The following is a 22,556-nucleotide window of genomic DNA, read 5'->3' as shown; positions in this document are numbered from 1 at the left end:
GGGCTGCGGAGCCGTCGGCAGGAGGTTTCGGATACTCCTGGTGCTCTTTCCTGCCGACGGCATCGTTCATCGTGGTCGGTAGACCGACACGATGAAGGAGGCGGTTACTTGCAGGAGGGCGTCGAGGCGAGCGATGCGTTGTTGTAGTTCGTCAGGGTTGATGTGGCGGGCGGTGGGCCCCATGGACACGATGTCGTGCGTCTCCTGAGTGGTCAGCGTGATGGGGTACTCCAGCAGTTCGGTGTGTTCTGGTCGGAAGTGGGCGTTCAGCGTGCGGTGCAGACGTTCTTCTTTGGCTGCGTCGACCGACAACAGGCCGAGCGGGTGGCGTAGTTCGGAGAGGTGCCGGGATGTGGGGGTGACGACCAGGAGTGCTCCGCCAGGTCGCAGGACGCGACGGAATTCGGGGCCGTTGCGGGGAGCGAAGACGTTCAGCAGGACGTCGACGGATCCGGTCCGGGCGGGGAAGGGCTGCCAGAGGTCCCACACTGCGGCGCCCGCGCGGATGTGAGCTCGTGCTGCGCGTCGGAGGGCGAATTTGGAGGCGTCCAGTCCCAGGCCGACCGCTCCGGGGAGTGTGTCCAGGACGGTGGCGAGGTAGTAGCCGGTGCCGGCTCCGGCGTCCAGGACAGTGCCGCCGGGCCTGCACCACCGGACAGCGAGGTCGGCCAGGGCGCATGCCAGTGGTGCGTAATGGCCGGCATGAAGGAACGTGGCACGGGCCTGGACCATGGCTGCCGTGTCGGCGCTCGCGGCGCGCATGTTCCCGGCCAGGAGACTGACGTATCCGTGGCGGGCGATGTCGAAGGCGTGCTGATGCGGGCATCGCAGGGTGCGTCCGGAGGGTTCGAGGCGGTCGCGGCACACTGGGCAGAGCAGGACGTCGAGAAGTTTGCACCGTGGGTCGCGGTGCTGGGCAGCCGTTTTTGGCATGGTTGTTCCTCGGCAGCGGGTCGGCTGCGGGTTCGGCGGTGGACGATCGGAGTCGTCGGCGTCCGTGGGTCGACTGCGACGGCATCAGGCCGTGCCGGGGAACGATGTGTTCATTCCCGGGCTCCCGCCGCCACGTCGAATGCCCGCTCATGCGGGGGATGTGGTGGAGCGGTTTGGGCGAACAGTGCAGTCGACAGCGGGTACGCCAAGGACAGCGGCGCCGTGGGACCGCTTATCGGGTCCGGCGGTCACGCCGCTGTGCCTACCGCCGCTTTAGAGGAACGAGTGCGGACTGCTGGTGAATGCCATGCCACGAGGCTACAGGGGTCCTCAGCGGGGCCGCGAAGAGCCCGTTTCCTGATGGGAGATGGGCTTCAGTAGCGCTTTGCGTTCGCGGCTACGACACGAACACGAAGTTGTCCGTATGTCGTGAGAGGTGAGCGCAAGGCGGGCGTGAGTTGTCGGTTGGGGGCATTGGCGGTCACCTTCTGCGATCTTGCTGTGGTCCCCCCTACCTTTGCCTGGAGCTTCAGGAGTCATGAAGCCAGTTGTTGGCTGCGGGGATTGGCAGGGACGAGATGACGTCGCTGTTTCAGCGTCTGGACGAGGAAGAAGCAGTCGTGCGCGGGGAGTTGTCCGCGTTGCGGGAGAAGATCACAGCAGCGGAGGAGCGGCTGGCACGGCTGACCATCACGCGGGAGACGGCGTCATCGCTTCTGGCCGGCGGCATCGCTGGGGATGCGGGAGACGAGGCGGAAAAGCCCGTGTGGGTGCCGACTCCTGGAACCTCGCCCCGTGACTCGGCCTCTTCCTCCGCTTCGGGTGATGGTGCGGGCTCGGACGCGTCTGCTCCGCCTGCGGATCCCGTGGGCTGGGAGGTGGCGCGCGAGCGGATGCTGGTGCTGCTGGCGGGTGCTGGGCGGGCCATGAAGGTGCAGGACATCTGCGCGGCGATCGGCGAGGACATCACGAACGCGCGGCGGGTGGAGACGACCCGTTCCCGGCTGAAGCGGCTGGCGAAGGAGGGCCGAGTGGCCGAAGGGCCGACAGCGTATTTCGCGATCGTGCCCACCGACAGCGGACACCGCCAGGAAGGAGTCGGCATGAGGTGAGAAATCGGCCGCCAGTTGGCGGCCGAGGAGGGTGGCACCGCCGAGGGTTCAGCTCGGCGGTGCCGGATGTGCGTGAGCGCCCATGTGAACGGTGGCTCCCGCGTTTTCGAGCGTAGTAGATGCTTTTCTCGCTCGAAGCGCGGAGTCACGAAGTCGTCATGCCCGGTCGCCGTTGTGCGGTTCCGGGTGCGAATCGAGGCTCAATGCGTCCCAGTTCGATCGGTAGTGACATTTCGCGGCCACAGCGGCCCTCCGGTGAACGCGGTCAGGCGGGCGACGGTGGCCACGTCGGGCCAAGACCGGCCGGCGAGCAGATCCGCGATGGCCTGCCGGTTGACTCCGGAGCCGGTCGCCGTCGCCCGCAGGCTCAGTCCCTGATCGGCCAGCGCCCGGGTGAGGGCTCGGGCGATCTGGCGGACCGCCTCGGCTCCGGGCTCGGGGCTGGGCTGTTCGGGCCAGGCTTCCGGATTGTCGGTCAGTTCCCGAGGGGAGCGTGCGCGGGCGTGTCCGCCGACCATGCGCACACCACCTTGTCTGTTGAAGTTGATCAGCTGTGGAATGGCTGCTTGTCCAGCCGGTATGCATGGACCGTGGTTCTTGATCCCGTGACATCCGCGAAGATCACCAGGTATCGGCCGCGGGCCGCGCCGCCGCTCTGGGAGGAGGTTGCGCCGCTGGTCAGATCGGTGGTCACCGCGGCCGTGATGGCGGTCCCCTATGACGTGGAGAGGCTGCTGCACGTCATAGGCCGGCTGGCGTTGTGGGCCGAGGCAGCGGGGACCGAGCGGTCTGCGGACGCGTGGTTGCGCAACGAGGTGATCGACGCGTTCGTTCTCTCGCGCGCCGGGGACATCGAAGCGTCGTCCGTGCGGACGTACCGGACATGGCTGCTGCGGGTGCGCGATGCCCTGGCCTGGAGCGAGCGCGGCGAGGCTGCCCCGGCGCGGATGCATGCCGAGGTCAGTCCGCACCAGCCCTACTCCGCAGCCGAGTTGGCGGGCTTGCGGCACTGGGCCACTCATCTGCCCGGGCAGCAGAGGACCGATGCGCTCGCCCTGCTGAGCCTGGGTGCCGGGCTGGGGCTGACACCGAAGGAGGTCGCGGCCAGTCGTGGTCTCGATCTGCGACGTCCGAGCCGGGACGGGCCGCTGATGCACCAGGGCGTCGAGCGGCTGGTCCCGCTTGTTACCCGGGCCGCTTGGGACACGGTTCTGGGTGAGCTGGCGGAAAGAGCGGGTGGCGGCTACTTGTTCCGGCCCCGGCGGACTGTCGAGTACGCGAAGAACCTGATCGGCTCCTGGTCCCTGATCCATCAGCCGCCGCGGGATCTGCCCGTGGTGTCGGTGGGCCGGCTGCGGGCGACGTGGATCGTCGAGCTGATGCGCGCACATATCGATCACCACCTCATCGCCCAGGCGGCCGGACTCGCTTCCGCCGCGTCCCTGGCCCGCTGGCAGCACCTGGTGCCGCCCGTGGACGACGTCACAGCGGCCCGGCTCCTGCGAGGTTCGGAGGAGAGGTGACCAAGCCCCGGGCCTGGCGAAGCCCGGAAAAAATCAAGCGGTGTCGGCCACGGCCGGTCACCGACGCCCCCGCCCGGATCCCCGACTCCAAGGTCGGACAGCTCGATGCGCTCCTCCATGAGTCCGGAGTCCTCGCACTGATCGACGGCGAGCTGGAAGGCCGACCGGGGCCGAAGGGGCTCCCGGTCCGGACCGTGCTGGTGGGGTTGTTGCTGGCGTTGCATTACCACCAGAGCGCCAGCCTCGCGGATGTCTGCCGGGTGTTGCTCGATGAGATCCGGGCCCCTGCGCGGTCCTGGCTCGGTGTCCCGAAGGGCAGTTGTGGCGACGAGCACGCCAGGATCGCGTTCTCCCGCCGTGTCTACCGTTCCTTCGACCGGCTGACCACAGTCCTCGACCCGCACCGCTGCGACCGGCGCCGTCGGCTGCCCGCGGATGAGGCCAGAGACGTGGCAGCCGCCTGGGAGGACACGGACGCCGAGCGCAAACGCCGCCGGGACCTGCTGCAGGAGGTCAGCGACCGTCTGGTGCTGATCACCGTCCGCCTCGCACATCGCCGGGGCCTGTTCAAGGGCTGGCGGGGCGACATCGCCGCCGACACCACTCCGATTCCCGCCTGGCACCAGCCGGCCCGCGAACGACGGGGCCTGGCCTCCGTCGAGCTCACCGCTGGCTGGCACTACTGCGGAGGCTCCGAGGAAGGAATCTTCGGACACTCCGCCAGCCTCCTGGTCGCTGCCAGCCGACGTCACCCCGGCGGCCATCGGCAGGCTGGTGAGCGTGTCAGCCGTCATCCGCAGCTCGCGCTCGGCCTCGTCCTGGACACCCCGGGCAAACGTATCGGCCCGAACGCGGTCCACTCCCTCACCCAGCTTGCCCCGTTCGGCTTCCCGACTGGGCTGCTGGCGGCTGACCGCGCCTACACCGACCAGATCACCGAGCACTTCGCCCAGCCGGTCCGTACCATGGGCTACCAGCTGGTTCTCGACTACAAGCAGCAACACCGGGGCGTCCAGGGCACCCACCAAGGCGCCCTCCTCGTCGACGGATCGCTCGCCTGCCCCGCCATGCCGGACGCGCTGGCCCACGCGACCACTGGACTCGACGACAAAGCCGTACGCGGCATCGACGACAGCCGCGAGCTCCGCGATCTGATCACCGCCCGCGAGCCGTACTTCCTCAGGCTCAAGGAGTCCGCGGACGAGCGGGGCGCGGTCAGGCTCCAGTGCCCGGCCAGCGGGCCTTCTCCCGCTGTGTCGTGTCCCCGCTTCAACCAGGTCCACCGCGTCCCGGCACCACGGCCGGCCGTGGTGGACCTCACCGACAAGCGGGCCACCGCCGCACACAGCGCGGCCAAACCCAACGTCCCAATCCCCCAAGGCGAACGACTGCGGCCCCTGCCCAAGAGCGAGCTTCCGCGGATCTGCCAGAAGCCCACGATCACCGTCCGGCCCGGCGACCTCGGCAAGCTCGACAAGTTCCGCCAGGACCGGCACTACCTCCACCCCACCTGGCAGGACGTCTACCGGCCCGAGCGGGCGAACATCGAAGGTCTCAACGGTAGGGCCAAGAGCCACGGCATCGACATCTCCGACCCCACGAAGCGGCTCGCTCACGGACGAGTCGCACAGACCATCCTGCTCGCGCTGATGATCTGCAGCATCAACCTGCACATCCTCTTCAGCTGGCAACAGACCACCGGCGCCCAAGCAACCGACGCCCTTCATGAAGTCGCCACGCTCATCGGACCTGCGGCACGGCCGCCCGACGCCACCGGGCTCTCCCCGCCCATGGAGCCCGGGATCCGCGAGACCACCTGAGACCCAGCACCACAGGGCCGGATCACGCACGCCCGCCCACAGCCCCAGAGCCCCCTCAAACACCCGAACCACCCGAGACTTCAGGCAGACGACCACCAGACAACCGCCTCTGGCACCGGCCTCATTCGGACACCACCTCGAACAGACCCCTCAAACGCCGAGAACCCGCCCGATCAATCAGATCGGACGGGAACTCGTCAACCATTCCCGAGCTAACTCAAGAACAGTCGTGCGGTGGACCTGTGGGGATTTGAACCCCAGACCCCCTCGATGCGAACGAGGTGCGCTACCAGACTGCGCCACAGGCCCTTGCAACGAGTGAAACTTTAGCACCCCTGGGGGGGTGCTCGGAAATCCGGTCCGTGCTGGTCAGCCGAGTCGGTGTCGCAGCGAGGCCCGAAGGGGCTCACTCGTTGGCGGCACGGGGACGTTCCCCGTCCTCGTACTGGTCGAAGAGCGGGGTCCGGCCGCGGTCGCGGGTGCGGCGGGACTGGTTGGTGCGCTGGCGCGGCGCCGGGTCGACGGGGGGTGCCACGCGGTGCGAGGTACCCGTCTGGGTGGGCTCGGCGGTGCTGGAGCGGGCCGAGCTCCAGGTCTCCGGGTTGCCGACCTCGACGCCGCCCGTGGCGCGCGGGGCGACCGGCGCGGTGACGTACGTCGGCAGGGGGACCGGGACCGGCTCCCAGCTGTCGCCCTGGACCCGGCCGCGTTCGCGCTGCTGGTCGACCCATTCCGCGTGGTCCGTCTGCTCGACCAGGGCGCGGCGGCCGGCCTCCTGTGGGGAGACCGCCGGTGCGGGCGCGGGCTCGGGGCGGCGCCCTTCAGGCTCCTCGTCGGCCTCGGCGGGGGCCGCCGCGGCCGACTGGTGCCTGCGGGGGCGGCTCTCGCGCAGATGCTGCGCCGCCACTTCGGCCCGGCGCCGGTCCATGGTGAAGGCGAACCGGCGTCGCTCCTGGGCGCGCAGATGCACGATGTACGTGCTCAGCAGCACCGCCGGAACCGCGGGTGCCCAGAGGAAGCCGAGGCCACCGACCGCCGCGACGACTGCGCCGAGGGTGAAGGCGAGGAAGAGGACGACGGTGGTACGCCGACGGCGCGCGAGGACCTGGAGCCGCTGGGCACGCCGGACGCGCTCGGCGTCCGTCCCGCCGGTGCGCGGGCGCCGCGCGGGACCGGGTTCGGGGCGTTCCCGGTCCGGGCGCTCGGGCGTGCGCGCCGGGTCGTACACCCGGGCTTCGGTATGCGCCTCAGGCGCGGCGAAGGCCCGGACGTCCACGGAATCCATTCGGTCCGTGACGACGTCCGGGTCGGCGTCGGGCCCCGCCTCCTCGGTGGTGCGCTCCCGCAGCTCCTTGGCATACCGGCGCTCCATGGCCGCCCGTCCGGACAGCAGCCGGATGGCGGTGCTGAAGCGTTCCGTCGGACGGGCTTCATTGAGCTCGTCCTGCCTGCGGAGCCACATCGGCACCAAGTAGGCGGCCCAGGCCCCGACGATGACTGCATAGATGAGGCCGCTGCTGCTCACGTCTCACACCGTAGAGGGGTTTGCGCGGGGACATCCGCCAATTGGCCCGGTGTGTCGCACGATCCGGCTGATATCAAGGACTTTTTTTGTGATTGTTCAGATCGGCAGTGGGTGTTTGCGCGTTCATTTGCGGTCACGTGCCGGATTAATATCGAACACTTATTTTATTTCTGGTGGCGTTCCGGGTCGTGCCTGGTGCCAGCGCCGGAGCAGCCCGTCGGGTACTTCCTCCACGGTGAGCGCGTAGATCAGATGGTCCCGCCAGGCGCCGTCGATGTGGAGATAGCGCGGACGCAGACCTTCCTCACGGATTCCCAGTTTCTCGACAACCCTTCTGCTGGGCCCGTTCTCCGGCCGGATGCACACCTCGATGCGGTGCAGTCCGACCCTGTGGAAGCAGTGATCGACAGCGAGGGCGACCGCGGTCGGCATCACACCGCGGCCCGCCACGTCCTGGTCGACCCAGTAGCCGATGTGCCCCGAGCACATCGAGCCCCAGGTGATCCCGGCGACCGTCAGCTGACCGACCAGACGGCCCTCGTACTCGATGGCGAAGGGCAGCATCCGGCCCGCGGCGGCCTCGGAGCGCAGATGACGGACCATCTGGCGGTAGGTGGGGCGCTGGGCCACCGGGCCGCCCGGGGCGGGCGGCGGCACGGTCGCCTCCCAGGGGCGCAGCCAGTCACGGTTGCGCCGGTTGACCTCGCGCCACATGCGCTGGTCGCGCATCTTTACCGGGCGGAGGGTGATCTCGCCGTCCTTGAGGACCACCGGCCAGGTCGGGACGTTCAGCTCGGGCTCCCGGGTCGGGGGTGATCGCCGCCGCGAAGCTGGTCGACGGCGTGCACCAGGAGACGTGCGAGGACGGCGAGGCCGTCGCGCACCCCGCCGGTGGAGCCCGGCAGGTTCACGATGAGTGTGCGGCCGGCGACGCCCGCGAGGCCACGCGAGAGCGCGGCGGTGGGCACCTTGTCGCGGCCCTCGGCGCGGATCGCCTCGGGGATGCCGGGGATCTCGTGGTCGAGGACGCGGCGGGTGGCGTCGGGGGTGCGGTCGGTGGGCGAGATGCCCGTACCGCCGGTCGTGACGATGACGTCGTACCCGGCGGCCACCCCGTCGCGCAGCGCCTGTTCGACCGGGTCGCCGTCGGGCACGACCCGGGGGCCGTCGACGGCGAAGCCGAGCTGCGTGAGCGCCTCGGAGATCAGGGGGCCGCCCTTGTCCGCGTAGACCCCGGCGGAGGCCCGGTTGGATGCGGTGACGACGAGAGCGGCGTACGGGGTGGTCAGCGCGCCACCGAGCGGAGGCTCGGCCGACCGGTCATCACCGGATTGCCCGGTTCCGGACGCCGCGTTCTCGTCCGGCCCGCCGGGGGCCACCGTGTCGGGTGTCGTCATGCGTCCGCTCCCTCCGGTGCGGTGCGCCGGTACTCGCCGGACTTGCCGCCCGACTTCGACTCGACCCGTACGTCCGTGATGACTGCCGCCTTGTCGACCGCCTTGATCATGTCGATCACGGTGAGCGCGGCGACCGAGACGGCGGTCAGGGCCTCCATCTCGACGCCGGTGCGGTCGGTGGTCTTCACCGTGGCGGTGATCTCCACCGCGTCGTCGGCGACGCTCAGGCCGACCTCGACGCCGGAGACGGCGAGCGGGTGGCAGAGCGGGATCAGGTCGGGGGTGCGTTTGGCGCCCATGATCCCGGCGATGCGGGCGGTGGCGAGGGCGTCGCCCTTGGGGACTCCTTCGCCGCGGAGCAGCTCGACGACGCGCGGCGAGACGAGGACCCGGCCGCTCGCGCGGGCCACCCGCGCGGTGACGTCCTTCTCCGAGACATCGACCATACGGGCCGCGCCCGCCTCGTCGATGTGCGTCAGCCTGTTCTGCGTACTCAACTAACTCCGCCTCGCGGTAGGGCGCCGGTTGCCCGCTCGGCCCGCACCGGGGTGCGGGCCGGGGGCCCGGGGGTGTCCCCGGGAAGGCACAGCGGCAGATACCGTACCGCCACCGCCCGGGGATCAGCGGAGCAGGATCACCTCGGTGTCCGTGCCGGGCTCGGCGGAGGTGACGTCCTCGGGCAGCACGATCAGCGCATCCGCCTGGGCGAGAGCGGCGATCAGATGCGATCCGGAGCCGCCGACAGGGGTGACGGTGCCGGCCTCCGCGTCGTACGTACCGCGCAGGAACTGGCGCTTGCCGGACGGCGAGGTGAGTGCCTTGTCGGTGTTCAACCTGGCCCGGACGGTGGGGCGGTTCACGTCCTGAAGTCCCATCAGGGCGCGGATCGCGGGGCGTACGAACAGCTCGAAGGAGACGTACGACGAAACGGGGTTGCCCGGGAGCGCCAGCAGCGGCGTGTGCTCGGGGCCGATCGAGCCGAAGCCCTGCGGCTTGCCGGGCTGCATGGCGAGCTTGCGGAAGTCGATGCCGCTGCCGGGCTCGTCCTCGTCGCCCACCGACGAAAGGGCTTCCTTGACGACGTCGTACGCGCCGACACTGACGCCTCCGGTGGTGACGACGATGTCGGCCCGGATCAGCTGGTCCTCGATCGTGGCGCGGAGCGTGTCGGCGTCGTCGGTGACGGCGCCGACCCGGTAGGCGATCGCTCCGGCGTCCCGGGCGGCGGCCGTGAGCGCGAAGCTGTTCGAGTCGTAGATCCGGCCGCCGGTCAGCTCCTCGCCGGGCTGCACCAGTTCGCTGCCGGTCGAGATGACGACGACGCGCGGCCGGGGCCGTACCTTCACCGTCGAACGGCCGATCGCGGCGAGCAGCCCGATCTGCGCCGGACCGATCACCGATCCGGCGCACAGGGCCAGATCGCCCGGCTTCACGTCGCTGCCGCGGGCCCTGACATGGGCGCGGGCCTCGACGGGACGGTGCACGCGGACCTCGCCGCCCGCGCCCTCGGGGGCGTCGCGATGGGCGCGCATGGTGTCGGCGGCGCCGCCGCCCGTGCCGCCGTCGGTCCACTCGACCGGGATCACGGCCTCGGCGCCGGCCGGCAACGGGGCGCCGGTCATGATGCGGGCGGCCTCGCCCGGGCCGACGCTGCGGCCGTCGGGCAGCCCGTCGCTGCCCGCCGCGACGTCACCGATGACGGTGAGCACCGCGGGGAACTCCTCGTCGGCGCCCTCGACATCGGCCACACGGACCGCGTACCCGTCCATCGAGCTGTTGTCGAAGGGCGGCAGGGCGATCTGCACGATGACGTCCTCGACGAGGACGCAGCCCTGTGCGTCGTGCAGTTGCAGCTCGATGGGTTCGAGCGGTCGCACTGCGCCGAGGATGTCTTCCAGGTGCTCGTCCACCGACCAGATCGTGCTGCTCAAAGTGCTACATCTCCTCGGTGACGTAACTGCGGAGCCAGGTCCGGAAGTCCGGGCCCAGGTCTTCACGTTCGCACGCGAGTCTGACAATGGCACGGAGATAATCGCCCCGGTCACCGGTGTCATAGCGGCGCCCCTTGAAGACGACGCCGTGCACGGGGCCGCCGATCTTCTCGTCCTCGGCGAGGAGTTGAAGGGCGTCGGTGAGCTGGATCTCGCCGCCGCGGCCCGGCTCGGTCTTACGCAGTATGTCGAAGACGGCCGGGTCCAGGACATAGCGGCCGATGACGGCGAGGTTGCTGGGCGCCTCGGCCGCGTCGGGCTTCTCGACCAGACCGGTGACGCGCACCACATCGCCCTGGCCGGTGGGCTCGACGGCCGCGCAGCCATACATGTGGATCTGCTCCGGTGCGACCTCCATCAGCGCGATGACACTGCCGCCCTCGCGCTCCTGGATCTCGACCATGCGGGCCAGCAGCGGGTCGCGCGGGTCGATCAGGTCGTCGCCGAGGAGGACCGCGAACGGCTGGTCGCCGACGTGCGGTGCGGCGCACAGCACGGCGTGGCCGAGGCCGCGCGGGTCGCCCTGCCGGACGTAGTGCATGGTGGCCAGGTCGCTCGACTCCTGGACCTTCTGGAGCCGTTCGGCATCTCCCTTGCGGGTGAGCGCGGACTCCAGTTCGTAATTGCGGTCGAAGTGGTCCTCAAGGGGACGCTTGTTGCGGCCGGTGATCATCAGGACGTCGGAAAGACCGGCGGCCACCGCTTCCTCGACGACGTACTGGATCGCAGGCTTGTCGACGACAGGCAGCATCTCCTTGGGAGTGGCTTTGGTGGCCGGCAGGAAGCGGGTACCGAGGCCTGCGGCCGGGATGACAGCCTTGCTGATCCTGGTGTGCGACTGAGTCATGCGCAGAACCATAACCGGTGCGTATGGGCGGAAGATGAGGCTCCGGTTAACTTTGTACGCCTATATGCGCATACAAGAGATTCAAGGTGCCCAATGAATAGCAATATGTCCCAAAAGGCGCTTCTCAGAGGTGAACTGCTGGCCGCGCGACGCCTCCTGTCTCGGGAGGACGTGGAAAACGCCGCGTTGGTTCTGTCCCGGGGCGCATTGAGCCTTCCGGAGTTGTCCGGGGCCCGAACCGTCGCCGCGTACGTCTCCGTGGGGAGCGAGCCGGGCACCCGCACTCTGCTGGACGCGCTGCGTGAGCGGGGCGTACGGGTGCTGCTGCCGGTGCTCCTCGCGGACAACGATCTGGACTGGGCGCCGTACGAAGGAGCCGGTCGTCTGGTCCGGACCGGCCGCGGGCTGCTGGAGCCGGACGGGGAGCGCCTCGGTCCCGACGCTGTCCTGGACGCCGACGCGGTCCTGCTGCCGGGCCTCGCGGTGGACGCGCGCGGCATGCGGCTCGGTCGGGGCGGCGGCAGTTACGACCGGGTGCTGGCCCGGCTCGCCTCGGCGGGGGCGCATCCGGCGCTGGTCGTCCTCCTGTACGACAACGAGGTGGTCGCGCAGGTCCCTGAGGAACCGCACGACCACCCCGTCGACGTGGTGGTGACACCGGCCGTGACCCGCCGGATGGGCCCTACGGTTTGAGGGTCAGGGTGTCGGTCGTCGACTTGGCGACGGCGTTCGTCCCGAAGGACCAGTCGAGCAGTTCACCGTTGACCCATTTGTCGGTCTGATCGGTGTAGTGCGCGCTGAACGCGTGCCCGGAGGCGCCGGTGAGGTTGATCCAGCGGGACTTGTCCCAGTCCCCCACGTTGACGACCATCCGCATCGACGGAACCCAGACGACCTCGTAGCCGCCCGCCGCGTTCCAGCCGGTGGCGTTCACCGCGGCCTCGCCGCCGCCGAGGTTCCACGGGCCGCGGTTGAGGGCCCACTGGAGCAGACCGGGGCCCTCGGTGCCCAGGGTCTGGTTCTTCAGGGTCAGCTGGTGCAGTCGGCCCCAGCTCCAGGTGGAGATGTCCTTGCCGAGCTTGGCGGTCAGCTCCCAGCGGGCGTCCTCCATGGCACGGGCGAAGAGTTCGTCCCGGTTGTCGGTCGCCTCGTCCCGGCCGCTCGCCGGTGACTTCCACCAGTCGCTGTTCTCGTCGTCCATCAGGTTGGCGACCACCTGGTACCAGCGGTCACCGCCGTCCGGCTGCGCCGTGTCCGCGTCGCGCCGGCCGCACTCGCGCACCAGCTTGTGCTGCTCGTCGACCGGGCCGGAGGTGTCGGCCCGGGGCACGTTGAGGCACTCGCCCTTGACCCGCAGTTCCTTGGGCAGCTTGTCGCCGAAAGCCAGCTTGAGGATGTTGCGCCAGACCGCGTTGAAGTACGCGGCCGCGGCCGAGTCGGGCTCCTGGGTGTAGTCCCAGCCCTCCAGGAGCTTCTGTGCCTCGCGGACGTTCTTGTCCGAGACATTGATCTTCATCAGCTCGGGCACCAGCAGCGCGGCGATCTCGCTGGTGTTGTCCATCTGCATCTTCTGCATGTCTTCGGTCGAGATCTTCCCGCCGCCCTTGATCTTCGACTCGATGAGGTCGCTGATCCGCTGGCTGCGGGTGCCGTAGCCCCAGTCCTTGGTGAGCAGGTGGGGGTACTTCTCCTCGTCGATGACGGCCTGGTTGGCGGTGACGATGTAGCCGCGCTTCGGGTCGTACTCGTAGGGCAGCTCGTCGAACGGGACGGGGTCCTTCTTCCAGCCGTACGCCGAGGACCAGCCGGGGCTGGGCATCGTGCCGTCGCCCTGGAGGCGGACCGGGATCTTCCCGGGTGCCTGGTAGCCGATGTGATTCTCGGTGTCGGCGTAGATGAGGTTCTGCGAGGGAACCTCGAAGTGCTCGGCCGCCGCCCGGAAGGTCTTGAAGTCCTTGGCCCGGTTGAGCTCGAAGACCGCGTCCATGGACTTGCCGGGTTCCAGAGCGGTCCACTTCAGGGCGACCGCGTAACCGTCGGCCCGGTCCGGGGCCGAGTTGCCGACGGGGGCCTTCTGGCCGACCTTCTCCATTTCGCTGCTGCGGTCGGAGACCAGCGGACCGTTGTTGGTCTCGCGGACGGTGATGTGCCGACTCTTGCCGCCCGCGACCTTGATGGTCTCCTCGCGGACGGTGAAGGGCTTGACCTTGCCGTCGTACAGGTAACCGTCGCCGGAGACCTTCTCCAGGAAGAGGTCGGTGACGTCCGCGCCGAGGTTGGTGAAGCCCCAGGCGATGTCCTGGTTGTGACCGATTATCACGCCGGGCATCCCGGCGAAGGTGTAGCCCGCGGTGTCGTACTGGCAGGTCTTCGTGATCTCGCGGCAGTGCAGCCCCATCTGGTACCAGAGCGAGGGCAGTTGCGGCGCCAGATGCGGGTCGTTGGCGAGCAGCGGCTTACCGGTCGTCGTGTAGTCGCCGGAGACCACCCAGGAGTTGGAGCCGATGCCGTTGCCGTTCGGGCCGAGCAGTGCCGGGATCTGGTCGAGGGTGTCGGAGAGCGAGGAGAGCTGGGCGTTCAGGCCCTCGGTGGCGCCCACCACGGTGTCCGAGCCGACGTTGCCGGACGGTGTCGCGTCCGGGTCGAACATCCCGGTGACCGGGGAGATCGCGCCCCCGCTGACGATCGGCTTGTGCTTGTCGTACGGATAGGGCGGGTAGAGGTCCTCGATCTGCTTCGCGTCGAGCCTGCTGCTCATCAGCGAGCGGTCGATCTCCTCCTGCATGTTGCCGCGCAGGTCCCAGGCCATGGCCTTGAGCCAGGCGACCGAGTCGACCGGGGTCCACTCGGTCGGCTTGTAGTCGTTGGTGAAGCCGAGGGCGGCGTACTCGACGGAGATGTCCTTGCCGTCGCGCCCCTTGAGGTAGGCGTTCACGCCGTCCGCGTACGCCTGGAGGTTCTTCTTGGTCTCCGCGGACAGGACGTTGTCGTACTCCTCCTGCGCGACCTCGTGCCAGCCGAGCGTGCGCAGGAAGGAGTCCGTCTCGACCTGTCCGGAGCCGAACATCTCGGAGAGCCGACCTGCCGTCATATGACGGCGGACGTCCATCTCCCAGAAGCGGTCCTGCGCCTGCACGAAGCCCTGGGCGCGGAACAGGTCGGCATCGGAGTCCGCGTACAGCTGCGGGATTCCGTAGCTGTCGCGCTTGACGTCGACGTTGCCGTCGAGGCCGTCGAGCTTGATGGAACCAGTCGTCTGCGGGTACGAGGCCCGCACGGTCGATACGGACCAGAACGCGCCGTAACCGATACCCGCGACAAGCGCCAGCACCAGAACGATCACGATCAGGCGGGCACGTCGCCCCTTCTTCCTGCCGGTCTTCCCACCGGCGGAACCGGTGGTGCCGGAAGAGGCGGTTGTGTTGGCGGGCATCGCTGTCCTTCGAGGGGCAGGTGGTCCTGGGAGTGCAGGAGCAACCATAGGCGCAGCGCCTGGGCGGCTCTGACGCGGCATCGGCATGGTTCGCATTGCGCAGCGATCGTACGAACGATCGAGCGCGTCAAGAAAACGTTAAAGATTAGGTAAGGTAACGAAGTACCGACCGTCAACGGCCGATGCCGAGGGTCGAATCCGGCAGGCGTACGCAGGGAAGGAACGGCCACTGACTGTCCACACGCTCAACGAACTCCTGCTCGTCTGCTCACTCGTCCTGCTCGTCGCCGTGGCGGCGGTACGCATCTCGTCCCGCAGCGGGCTCCCCAGCCTGCTCCTGTACCTCGGCATCGGGATCGCCATAGGGCAGGACGGCATCTTCGACGTCAAGTTCGACAATGCGGAACTGACCCAGGTGATCGGCTATGCCGCACTTGTCGTGATCCTTGCCGAGGGTGGCCTGGGCACGAAGTGGAAAGAGATCAAACCCGCGCTGCCGGCTGCCGCGATGCTCTCGATCGTCGGCGTCGCGGTGAGCGTCGGCGTCACCGCGGCCGGGGCGCACTACCTGGTCGGCCTGGACTGGCGGCAGTCGCTGATCATCGGCGCGGTCGTCTCGTCGACGGACGCCGCCGCGGTCTTCTCCGTGCTGCGCAAGGTGCCGCTGCCCGCCCGGGTCACCGGAGTACTGGAGGCCGAGTCCGGCTTCAACGACGCGCCCGTCGTGATCCTCGTGGTGGCCTTCTCGACCAGGGGACCGGTGGAGAGCTGGTACGTACTGGTCGGCGAGATAGCCCTGGAACTCGCGATCGGTGCGGCCGTCGGTCTCGCCGTCGGCTGGCTCGGCTCGTTCGGTCTGCGCCATGTGGCACTGCCCGCGTCCGGTCTGTATCCGATCGCCGTGATGGCGATCGCGGTGTCCGCGTACGCGGCAGGCGCCCTGGCCCACGGCAGTGGCTTCCTCGCCGTCTATCTGGCCGCGATGATCCTCGGCAACGCCAAACTGCCGCACTGGCCCGCCACCCGCGGCTTCGCCGACGGGCTCGGCTGGCTGGCCCAGATCGGCATGTTCGTGCTGCTCGGACTCCTGGTCACCCCGCACGATCTGTACGACGACTTCTGGCCCGCGGTCATCGTGGGACTGGTACTGACCGTGGTGGCGCGTCCGCTGGAGGTCTTCATCTCGCTGGCGCCGTTCCGGCTGCCCTGGCAGGAGAAGGCGTTCATGTCCTGGGCGGGGCTGCGCGGCGCCGTACCCATCATCCTGGCGACCATTCCGATGGTGTCCGGAATCGAGGGCTCCACCCGGGTCTTCAACATCGTCTTCGTGCTCGTCGTCGTGTACACCCTCATCCAGGGGCCGACCCTGCCCTGGATGGCGAAGGCCCTGAAGATCGCCGACGATCCGGCCGAGGCCGCCGACCTGGGCATCGAGTCGGCGCCGCTGGAGCGGCTGCGCGGCCATCTGCTGTCGGTGGCGATCCCCGGGAAGTCGAAGATGCACGGCGTGGAGGTCGGGGAGCTGCGACTGCCCGCCGGGGCCGCGGTCACCCTGGTCGTACGGGACCAGAAGAGCTTCGTACCGGCGCCTTCGACCGTACTGCGGCGCGGCGACGAACTGCTGGTGGTCACCACCGACCCGGTACGCGACGCGGCGGAGGAACGGCTGCGCGCGGTCGGCGAAGGCGGCAAGCTCGCGGGCTGGCTGGGGACGAGCGGCAGCGGTGGCAAGGGCCTCGCCGGGCCCCATGTGGCACATGATGTGGCGCACGCGCTGAAGGCCGTGAAGAAGCTGGGGAAGGCCGACGGGCCGAAAGCGCACCGCTGAGAGGGCCGCGGGGGCTGCGCACTGTCGATCCGAGGCGGGGGCGGACGTCCTTGCGCACAATCAGAGGTGTGCAAAGACGTCCGCCTGTATCATGAAGGAAACCTGATCGGCCTCCACAGTGGGGTCGGCCAACCCGATCGACCAACCCGAACGACCAACTCTGCCTGATGCAGAGCTGGCGCGACCGTATGGCGGTCGTGGCGTCCTCCGCCTCTGCTGAGCGCCCGGCATCTACCGCAGTTCCGCGCGAAGAGGACAGCTCTCGGCAGCACCCGCACGAGCCCGCACCACCTGTGCCGGCCCGGATCTGCGGGAGCTCGGCCACCAGGCGGCAGAAAGGCATGGACCGTGGCGTCCACGGTCTCCGACCGCCCCGGTTACGGGCAGTTGCTGCGCACCCCTGGTGCGTGGACGTTTCTCCTGCCGGGCTTCGCCGCACGGCAGCCCTTCGCGATGCTGACGATCGGCATCGTGCTACTGGTTCAGCACACCACCGGCTCTTACGGCAGCGCGGGCTCCGTCGCCGCCGTGACCGGTGTCTCCATGGCCCTGTTCGCACCGCAGACCGGCAAGCTCGCCGACCGTTTCGGCCAGCGCGCCGTGCTGCTGCCCGGTGTCCTGGTGCACGCGGCGTCCGTATCGGCGCTGACGGCGCTGGCGCTGGCGGACGCGCCCCTGTGGGCCCTGTTCGCGGCGGCCGTGCCGACCGGTGCGTCCGTTCCGCAGATCGGGCCGATGGTACGGGCCCGCTGGGCGGCCGTACTGGGCGCGGCACCGGGCCGCAAGGCCTCACCGCTGATGTCCACCGCGGCCGCCTTCGAATCGGTGACGGACGAGTTCACCTTCGTCATCGGCCCGGTGCTCACCACCGCACTGTGCACGGGAGTGCACCCGGCGGCCGGCCTGATCACGGAGGCCGGGCTGACCCTGGTCGGCGGACTGCTCTTCGCCGCACAGCGCCGCACGCAGCCCACGGTGCGCAGCACCGAGTCCGGCACCTCCCAGCAACATGCGTCCGCTCTGTCCGTACCGGGTGTGCGGGTGCTCGCGGTGGCCTTCCTGGGCATCGGCGCAGTCTTCGGCGGCATGCAGGTCTCGCTGACCGCCTTCGCCGAGGAGATCGGCCGGCCCGGGGCGAACGGTCTGTTGTACGGGGTCTTCGCGGCCGGCAACATGCTGGCCGGGATCGCCTGCGGCGCCGTCGCCTGGAAGAGCGGGCCGCGGCGGCGTCTGATCGTCGGATACGCGGCCCTGACCCTGACCGCGTCCGGACTGTGGGCCGTGCACTCCGTGCCCCTGCTGGCCGGGCTCGGACTGCTGGTCGGACTCTCCATCGCCCCGGCCTTGATCAGCGGCTACACGCTGGTCGAGGCGCTGGTGCCGGGGTCCGCACGGACCGAGGCGTTCACCTGGCTGACGAGCTCGGTCGCCCTCGGCCAGGCGGCCGCGGTGACGGTCGCCGGGCGGCTCGCCGACGCCCACGGCGCGAGCACCGGTTTTGTGGTGCCGCTGGTGGGGACTGTGCTGGCGCTGGTCACCCTGGTGGCACTGCGCTCGAGACTGACACCGGCCCGCGCGACCATCACGGCCGCACGCGGCGCGGTTCACCGCGATCCTGTCGCGGCCGGAGAGTGACGATTCATGCGCTCGCATCAGCATCAGCGGAATACGTCACTGTGACTCCTCCGCCACATAATGTGGCAGCTTTTCACTCAGGCCGGCGGCCCTCATGACGGCCAAGCCCTGACCGCTGCCCTCCGGGCAGGTGACAGGCATTACTGCAAACAGCGGCCCGTAGCAGCTACCATTGACGACTGTTAGCACTCATCGAGTGAGAGTGCCAGGAGGAAGACAAGTGCCGACCTATCAGTACCAGTGCACCGAATGTGGCGAGGGCCTCGAGGCGGTGCAGAAGTTCACCGATGATGCCCTGACCGTGTGCCCGAGCTGCGAAGGACGCCTGAAGAAGGTGTTCTCGGCGGTCGGCATTGTCTTCAAGGGTTCCGGTTTCTACCGGAACGACAGCCGTGGCTCCTCGTCGAGCAGCACGCCGGCCTCGGCGAAGGCGTCCGGTTCCGCTTCGTCCGATTCGTCGTCGACGGGGTCGGGTTCGGACACGAAGTCGTCCGCTTCCTCCTCGTCCGCTGCGTCTTCTTCTTCCTCGTCCTCCTCGTCGTCCTCGACGAGTGGCACGTCGGCCGCCTGAGCCGAACCGCACTTCCCCGAGGACCCCACCGATCCGTTCGGCGGGGTCCTCGGCGTTTTCCCGCGCCGCTAGTGTGATCGCATGGCGAACGCAGAGATCGGTGTCATCGGCGGCTCGGGCTTGTACTCCTTCCTGGAGGACGTCACGGAGGTGCGTGTGGACACCCCGTACGGACAGCCGAGCGACTCCCTGTTCCTCGGCAAGGTCGGCGGCCGCCGGGTCGCCTTCCTGCCCCGCCATGGACGCGGCCACCATCTGCCGCCGCACCGCATCAACTACCGGGCCAACCTGTGGGCGCTGCGCTCCGTCGGCGTACGCCAGGTGCTCGGCCCGTGCGCGGTGGGCGGCCTGCGTCCGGAGTACGGGCCGGGCACCCTGCTCGTGCCCGACCAGTTGGTGGACCGCACCAAGGCCCGGACGCAGACGTACTACGACGGGGAGATCCGGGCCGATGGCGCGGAGCCGAACGTCCTGCATCTGGGCTTCGCCGATCCGTACTGCCCCGATGGGCGCAGGGCCGCGCTGGCGGCGGCTCGCGCGAAGAGCTGGGAGCCGGTGGACGGGGGGACGCTGGTGGTGGTCGAGGGGCCGCGCTTCTCGACCCGGGCTGAATCGCGCTGGCATGCGGCTATGGGCTGGTCGGTGGTCGGGATGACCGGGCACCCGGAGGCGGTCCTCGCCCGCGAACTGGGCCTCTGCTACACAACGATGACGCTGGTGACGGACCTCGACGCGGGCGCGGAGGCCGGGGAGGGCGTCTCGCACGGGGAGGTACTGAAGGTGTTCGCGGCCAACGTGGACCGGCTGCGCGCGGTGCTCTTCGACGTGGTGGCCGCGCTGCCTGCGGAGACGGACCGCGACTGCCCGTGCTCGCATGCGCTGGACGGGCTCGAGACGGGGATCGAGCTTCCTTAGCGGGGTGGGTGACGGTTGCGGCGTGGGTGGGTGACGGGCTTTTCCACAACGCCGGGGCCGTCCACAGGCTTCGGCGGGAAACTCGTGGCAGGTGGATCGTGAGGGGTGTTCGTCCGAAACTCCTCACGGCAGGTGGTGTTGGCCATGTTCGCGTCGTCCCAGTCGTTCACGTCGTCCCAGTCGTCCCCGTCGTCCCCGTGTGTGCCCTCTGAACGATCCGCTCCGGCCATGGCTCCAGGACCTCCGGCGTCGGCTCCCCCGCCCTGTGGTGTGCCCGCGTTCGAACCGTTGCGGGTACGCGGAGGCGGTGGGCACCGGCTGCGGCGGGCTCTGTGGCGGCAGCGCCACGCGCTGGCCGCCGGGCTGGCCCTGACGGCTGCCGCGCTGGCCGCGACGGGTCTGGGCGGGAGCGGCGCGGGCGGCGACGCGGCGCATGGGGCAGGGGCGGGGGGTACGGCCGGGTCGGCGCCGGAGCGGGCGCGGCGGCCGGTCCCCTTGGTGTCCGCGCCGGTCCGGATCGCGGATGCGGGGACGGTGCGGCTGTTACGGCCGGGGGACCGCGTCGACGTGATCGCCGCCGAAGGGGCCGGAGCCGATGCCCGGGTGCTGGCGAAGGGCGCGCGGGTGGCAGATGTACCGCAGCCCTCGACCGAAGGCCCCGCGGAGGACGGTGCGCTGATCGTGCTGTCAGTCCCCCGGGGCACGGCCACATCGCTGGCCGGTGCGGGTATCTCGGCCAGGCTGGCGGTGACCCTGTGCTGATTCGTACTGATGAACTGTCACGTCACCTGACCAAAGGCGCAGATCGGGAGGTTCCATCGCTTACTGCCGTAAGTTGCGGAGAAGTTTGCTCCGCCTACGGCACATGTGAAGAAACGCTCACCCGTGAGCGAGAAGAAGAAGGTCAGTCTGCTGGAAGGGTTCAAAGCCTTCCTGCTGCGCGGCAACGTGATCGACCTGGCGATCGCCGTCGTCATCGGCGCCGCGTTCACACAGATAGTGAACGCTGTCGTCAAGGGCGTCATCAGCGCCCTGGTCGGTGCGTTCGGCACCAAGGACCTGGAAAGCTACAGCTCCTGCCTCAAGGGGCCCTGCGTCACGGACCCGAAGACGGGCGAGACGACCGAGGGCATCCGGACCCTGTGGGGCTCGGTGCTCAGCGCCACTCTCAGCTTTGTGATCACGGCGGCCGTCGTCTACTTCCTGATGGTGCTGCCCATGGCCAAGTACCTTGCCAGGCGGGCGGCCATGCAGGCCGCGAAGGAGGGCGTGCAGGAGACGCTGGAGGTCAGCGAGCTGGAGGTGCTGAAGGAGATCCGAGACGCCCTCGTCTCACAGCGCGGCGGCCCGGGCGCCGGGCCCCTCGGGCAGGACCCCGGCCGAGGTCACGACCAGTAGCGGGACGCGCGGCAGGAAGACCGGCAGGCAGCGTCGTCGGACCACCACGGAGCGGGGGCTCAGATGTGGTGGGGCGGCTTCTCGTCGAGAAAGCGCGCCAGATCGGCGGCGCTGCCGCCGGCCGGGGCCCGCTCGCCCCACCCCCGGTCCGTATCGTCCGCGGACTGCTGGTCCAGCGGATCGTCGAAGATCAGAGCCGGTTTGGGTTTCGTCTGTTCCGGCTGGGTCGTCTTCGAATCGCGCGGGCCGGGGGCGGGGGCGGTGCTCATATGTCAAGGGTACGGCCGTGGTCAGCGATCCTTCGGGTCGAGCCACAGGCCGTGCTCGATGCTCTCGCCCGAGCGGGTCGTGCCGACCGCCCAGATGCTGCCGTCGGTCTGCTCGGTGAGCACCACCTTGGGCAGGGCACGGGGCAGTGGCCCGGCAGTGACCTCGCCGGTGCCGGCGTCGAAGATGCCCTCGTGGCAGGGGCAGTACAGCTCGCCCTCGGGGCCGCGGTCCTTGCGCCAGAGCACGGCGCAGGCGAGATGGGTACAGATCGCGGAGTAGCCGACGAGGGTGCCGTCGTCGAACCGAACGGCGACCGGGCGATCAGCGGCACCATGTCATAGGCGAAGCGCTGGCCGGTGATGGCGCCGCGGTCCTTCATCCGCCGCCAGAGGAAGTACGAGGCGCTGGGGATGACGAGCACGGCGGCGATGTCCAGGCCGTGGAACATCAGCCAGCCCAGGATGTCCAGGGAATCGAAGCCGATGATCTTGAAGCCCCAGATGCGCATCTCGTAGCCGGGGCCCGAGCCGGAGGCGGAGCCGGAGGCGGAGGCGGAGGCGGAGCCGGAGGCGGAGGCGGAGGCGGAGCCGGAGGCGGAGGCGGAGGCGGAGCCGGAGGCGGAGGCGGAGGCGGAGGCGGAGCCGGAGGCGGAGGCGGAGGCGGAGCCGGAGGCGGAGGCGGAGCCGGAGGCGGAGGCGGAGGCGGAGCCGGAGGCGGAGGCGGAGGCGGAGGCGGAGGCGGAGGCGGAGGCGGAGGCGGAGGTGAAGGTGAACCAGCCCCAGGTCAGCGGGAAGGTGATCAGGGAGGCGAGGATGCAGCCCCAGAAGATCAGTTGGTGGGCGGCCCAGCGGGCGTGGGAGCGGGCGCCGAGGAATTTCTGGAATCCCGGATAGGTGGCGATCATCCTGGGCAGGGCGGTGGGGGCCCGGCGGAAGTTGGCCACGGAGAAGAAGCTCCGCCACCCCTGCTTGAACAGGCGCCGGGCACCGGGCGCGGAGACCCAGACCGTGTAGCGGTAGGCGAGGAAGACGGTGGCGACGGCGTACGGGAGAAGGGCGGAGTCGAAGTTCTCCAGAAGCCGGCTGCCGAACACGATCGCGAGGATCAGCAGGGCGGAGACGATGACGCCGGCCGCGGTCGCGAGGGCGGTGACGGACCGGGGCGCGGCAGCCCGGGGCCCGGTGGCCCGGGGGGCGGCGGGCACTCCGGCGGAGCCAGTGTGTGCACCGGGGGCGGGCTGCGCGACGGAGGCGTCTGGTGGCTCGGCCACCCCGTCACCGTAGGGCCGTATGGGGTAGTTGGTCCTGTTTTACGGCTCGGTGGGGTGAGCCCGTTCGTCCGACCGGCTCGAAGCCCGT

Annotated in this window: 21 protein-coding genes, 1 tRNA gene and 1 pseudogene; 10 read left to right on the top strand and 13 right to left on the bottom strand. The window is 69.6% G+C overall.

Annotated elements, in window-relative coordinates:
• Positions 1-66: 66 nt before the first annotated feature.
• The gene (locus OG953_RS25565; protein WP_331736061.1) at positions 67-933 is read right to left on the bottom strand and encodes a putative RNA methyltransferase; all 867 of its coding nucleotides are present in this window, start codon (positions 931-933) and stop codon (positions 67-69) included.
• Between the two features lie 578 nt (positions 934-1,511).
• Between OG953_RS25565 and OG953_RS25560 the strand changes: the two genes are divergently transcribed.
• On the top strand, positions 1,512-2,045 hold the full coding sequence (locus OG953_RS25560) for a hypothetical protein (RefSeq protein ID WP_331736064.1): 534 nt from the start codon (positions 1,512-1,514) through the stop codon (positions 2,043-2,045).
• A 200-nt stretch (positions 2,046-2,245) separates the two neighbouring features.
• Here the strand turns inward: OG953_RS25560 and OG953_RS25555 are convergent, their stop codons facing one another.
• Positions 2,246-2,563 (bottom strand): helix-turn-helix transcriptional regulator, encoded by a 318-nt coding sequence (locus OG953_RS25555; protein WP_331736066.1) that lies wholly within the window; start codon positions 2,561-2,563, stop codon positions 2,246-2,248.
• Positions 2,564-2,635: 72 nt separating this feature from the next.
• On the opposite strand from OG953_RS25555, the gene OG953_RS25550 reads away from it, so the two are divergent.
• Together OG953_RS25550 and OG953_RS25545 are read left to right on the top strand one after the other, a co-directional pair.
• Entirely contained in the window at positions 2,636-3,568 is a 933-nt protein-coding gene (locus tag OG953_RS25550) for a hypothetical protein (protein WP_405687136.1), read from the top strand.
• Positions 3,565-5,388, top strand: coding sequence for a hypothetical protein (locus OG953_RS25545; RefSeq protein WP_405687135.1), 1,824 nt, complete (start codon positions 3,565-3,567; stop codon positions 5,386-5,388). Before OG953_RS25550 ends, OG953_RS25545 begins: the two co-directional genes overlap by 4 nt.
• 235 nt (positions 5,389-5,623) lie before the next feature.
• Here OG953_RS25545 and OG953_RS25540 read toward each other — a convergent pair.
• The 7 genes from OG953_RS25540 to galU all read right to left on the bottom strand — a co-directional run bounded on the left by OG953_RS25540 (position 5,624) and on the right by galU (position 11,148).
• Positions 5,624-5,697: transfer RNA gene (locus OG953_RS25540), tRNA-Ala, on the bottom strand.
• A gap of 97 nt (positions 5,698-5,794) precedes the next feature.
• Entirely contained in the window at positions 5,795-6,913 is a 1,119-nt protein-coding gene (gene glpR / locus OG953_RS25535; RefSeq protein WP_405687134.1) for a gephyrin-like molybdotransferase receptor GlpR, read from the bottom strand.
• A gap of 159 nt (positions 6,914-7,072) precedes the next feature.
• Positions 7,073-7,684, bottom strand: coding sequence for a GNAT family N-acetyltransferase (locus OG953_RS25530; RefSeq protein ID WP_405687133.1), 612 nt, complete (start codon positions 7,682-7,684; stop codon positions 7,073-7,075).
• 17 nt (positions 7,685-7,701) lie between these two features.
• Positions 7,702-8,310 carry a molybdenum cofactor biosynthesis protein B gene (locus OG953_RS25525; RefSeq protein ID WP_405687131.1) on the bottom strand — a complete coding sequence of 203 codons (609 nt, stop codon included), beginning with the start codon at positions 8,308-8,310 and terminating at the stop codon, positions 7,702-7,704.
• The gene (gene moaC, locus OG953_RS25520; protein ID WP_405687129.1) at positions 8,307-8,807 is read right to left on the bottom strand and encodes a cyclic pyranopterin monophosphate synthase MoaC; all 501 of its coding nucleotides are present in this window, start codon (positions 8,805-8,807) and stop codon (positions 8,307-8,309) included. The genes OG953_RS25525 and moaC overlap by 4 nt, the downstream gene beginning before the upstream one ends.
• A gap of 123 nt (positions 8,808-8,930) precedes the next feature.
• Entirely contained in the window at positions 8,931-10,241 is a 1,311-nt protein-coding gene (gene glp, locus OG953_RS25515) for a gephyrin-like molybdotransferase Glp (RefSeq protein ID WP_405687127.1), read from the bottom strand.
• Between the two features lie 4 nt (positions 10,242-10,245).
• Positions 10,246-11,148 carry a UTP--glucose-1-phosphate uridylyltransferase GalU gene (gene galU / locus OG953_RS25510; protein ID WP_405687126.1) on the bottom strand — a complete coding sequence of 301 codons (903 nt, stop codon included), beginning with the start codon at positions 11,146-11,148 and terminating at the stop codon, positions 10,246-10,248.
• A 93-nt stretch (positions 11,149-11,241) separates the two neighbouring features.
• Here galU and OG953_RS25505 point away from each other — a divergent pair, with 93 nt between their 5' ends.
• Positions 11,242-11,841: a 5-formyltetrahydrofolate cyclo-ligase gene (locus OG953_RS25505; protein WP_405687125.1), complete on the top strand. Its 600-nt coding sequence runs from the start codon at positions 11,242-11,244 to the stop codon at positions 11,839-11,841.
• On the opposite strand, the gene OG953_RS25500 is transcribed toward OG953_RS25505, so the two are convergent.
• Positions 11,831-14,581, bottom strand: coding sequence for a penicillin acylase family protein (locus tag OG953_RS25500; protein WP_405687124.1), 2,751 nt, complete (start codon positions 14,579-14,581; stop codon positions 11,831-11,833). The genes OG953_RS25505 and OG953_RS25500 overlap by 11 nt on opposite strands.
• Positions 14,582-14,870: 289 nt before the next feature.
• Between OG953_RS25500 and OG953_RS25495 the strand changes: the two genes are divergently transcribed.
• The 6 genes from OG953_RS25495 (at position 14,871) to OG953_RS25470 (ending at position 20,928) form a co-directional block, all read left to right on the top strand.
• Positions 14,871-16,409, top strand: a complete 1,539-nt coding sequence (locus tag OG953_RS25495; RefSeq protein WP_405687123.1) for a potassium/proton antiporter — start codon at positions 14,871-14,873, stop codon at positions 16,407-16,409.
• 348 nt (positions 16,410-16,757) lie between these two features.
• Entirely contained in the window at positions 16,758-18,044 is a 1,287-nt protein-coding gene (locus OG953_RS25490; protein WP_405687122.1) for an MFS transporter, read from the top strand.
• A gap of 220 nt (positions 18,045-18,264) precedes the next feature.
• Positions 18,265-18,615 carry an FmdB family zinc ribbon protein gene (locus tag OG953_RS25485; RefSeq protein ID WP_405687121.1) on the top strand — a complete coding sequence of 117 codons (351 nt, stop codon included), beginning with the start codon at positions 18,265-18,267 and terminating at the stop codon, positions 18,613-18,615.
• Positions 18,616-18,696: 81 nt separating this feature from the next.
• Positions 18,697-19,530 carry an S-methyl-5'-thioadenosine phosphorylase gene (locus OG953_RS25480; protein ID WP_405687119.1) on the top strand — a complete coding sequence of 278 codons (834 nt, stop codon included), beginning with the start codon at positions 18,697-18,699 and terminating at the stop codon, positions 19,528-19,530.
• 228 nt (positions 19,531-19,758) lie between these two features.
• The gene (locus OG953_RS25475; protein WP_405687117.1) at positions 19,759-20,292 is read left to right on the top strand and encodes a hypothetical protein; all 534 of its coding nucleotides are present in this window, start codon (positions 19,759-19,761) and stop codon (positions 20,290-20,292) included.
• A 123-nt stretch (positions 20,293-20,415) separates the two neighbouring features.
• The gene (locus OG953_RS25470; RefSeq protein ID WP_405687115.1) at positions 20,416-20,928 is read left to right on the top strand and encodes an MscL family protein; all 513 of its coding nucleotides are present in this window, start codon (positions 20,416-20,418) and stop codon (positions 20,926-20,928) included.
• Positions 20,929-20,987: 59 nt separating this feature from the next.
• Here the strand turns inward: OG953_RS25470 and OG953_RS25465 are convergent, their stop codons facing one another.
• The 3 genes and pseudogenes from OG953_RS25465 to OG953_RS25455 all read right to left on the bottom strand — a co-directional run.
• Positions 20,988-21,197: a hypothetical protein gene (locus OG953_RS25465; protein ID WP_405687114.1), complete on the bottom strand. Its 210-nt coding sequence runs from the start codon at positions 21,195-21,197 to the stop codon at positions 20,988-20,990.
• Positions 21,198-21,218: 21 nt separating this feature from the next.
• Positions 21,219-21,467, bottom strand: a complete 249-nt coding sequence (locus OG953_RS25460) for a Rieske (2Fe-2S) protein (protein WP_405692053.1) — start codon at positions 21,465-21,467, stop codon at positions 21,219-21,221.
• Positions 21,468-21,514: 47 nt separating this feature from the next.
• Positions 21,515-22,468: pseudogene (locus tag OG953_RS25455) on the bottom strand (hypothetical protein); the annotation flags it as partial.
• Between the last annotated feature and the right edge of the window lie 88 nt (positions 22,469-22,556).

It is taken from the genome of Streptomyces sp. NBC_00057, assembly GCF_045041165.1.
Taxonomy (GTDB): domain Bacteria; phylum Actinomycetota; class Actinomycetes; order Streptomycetales; family Streptomycetaceae; genus Streptomyces.
This window is presented reverse-complemented; position numbering and strand designations above follow the sequence as displayed.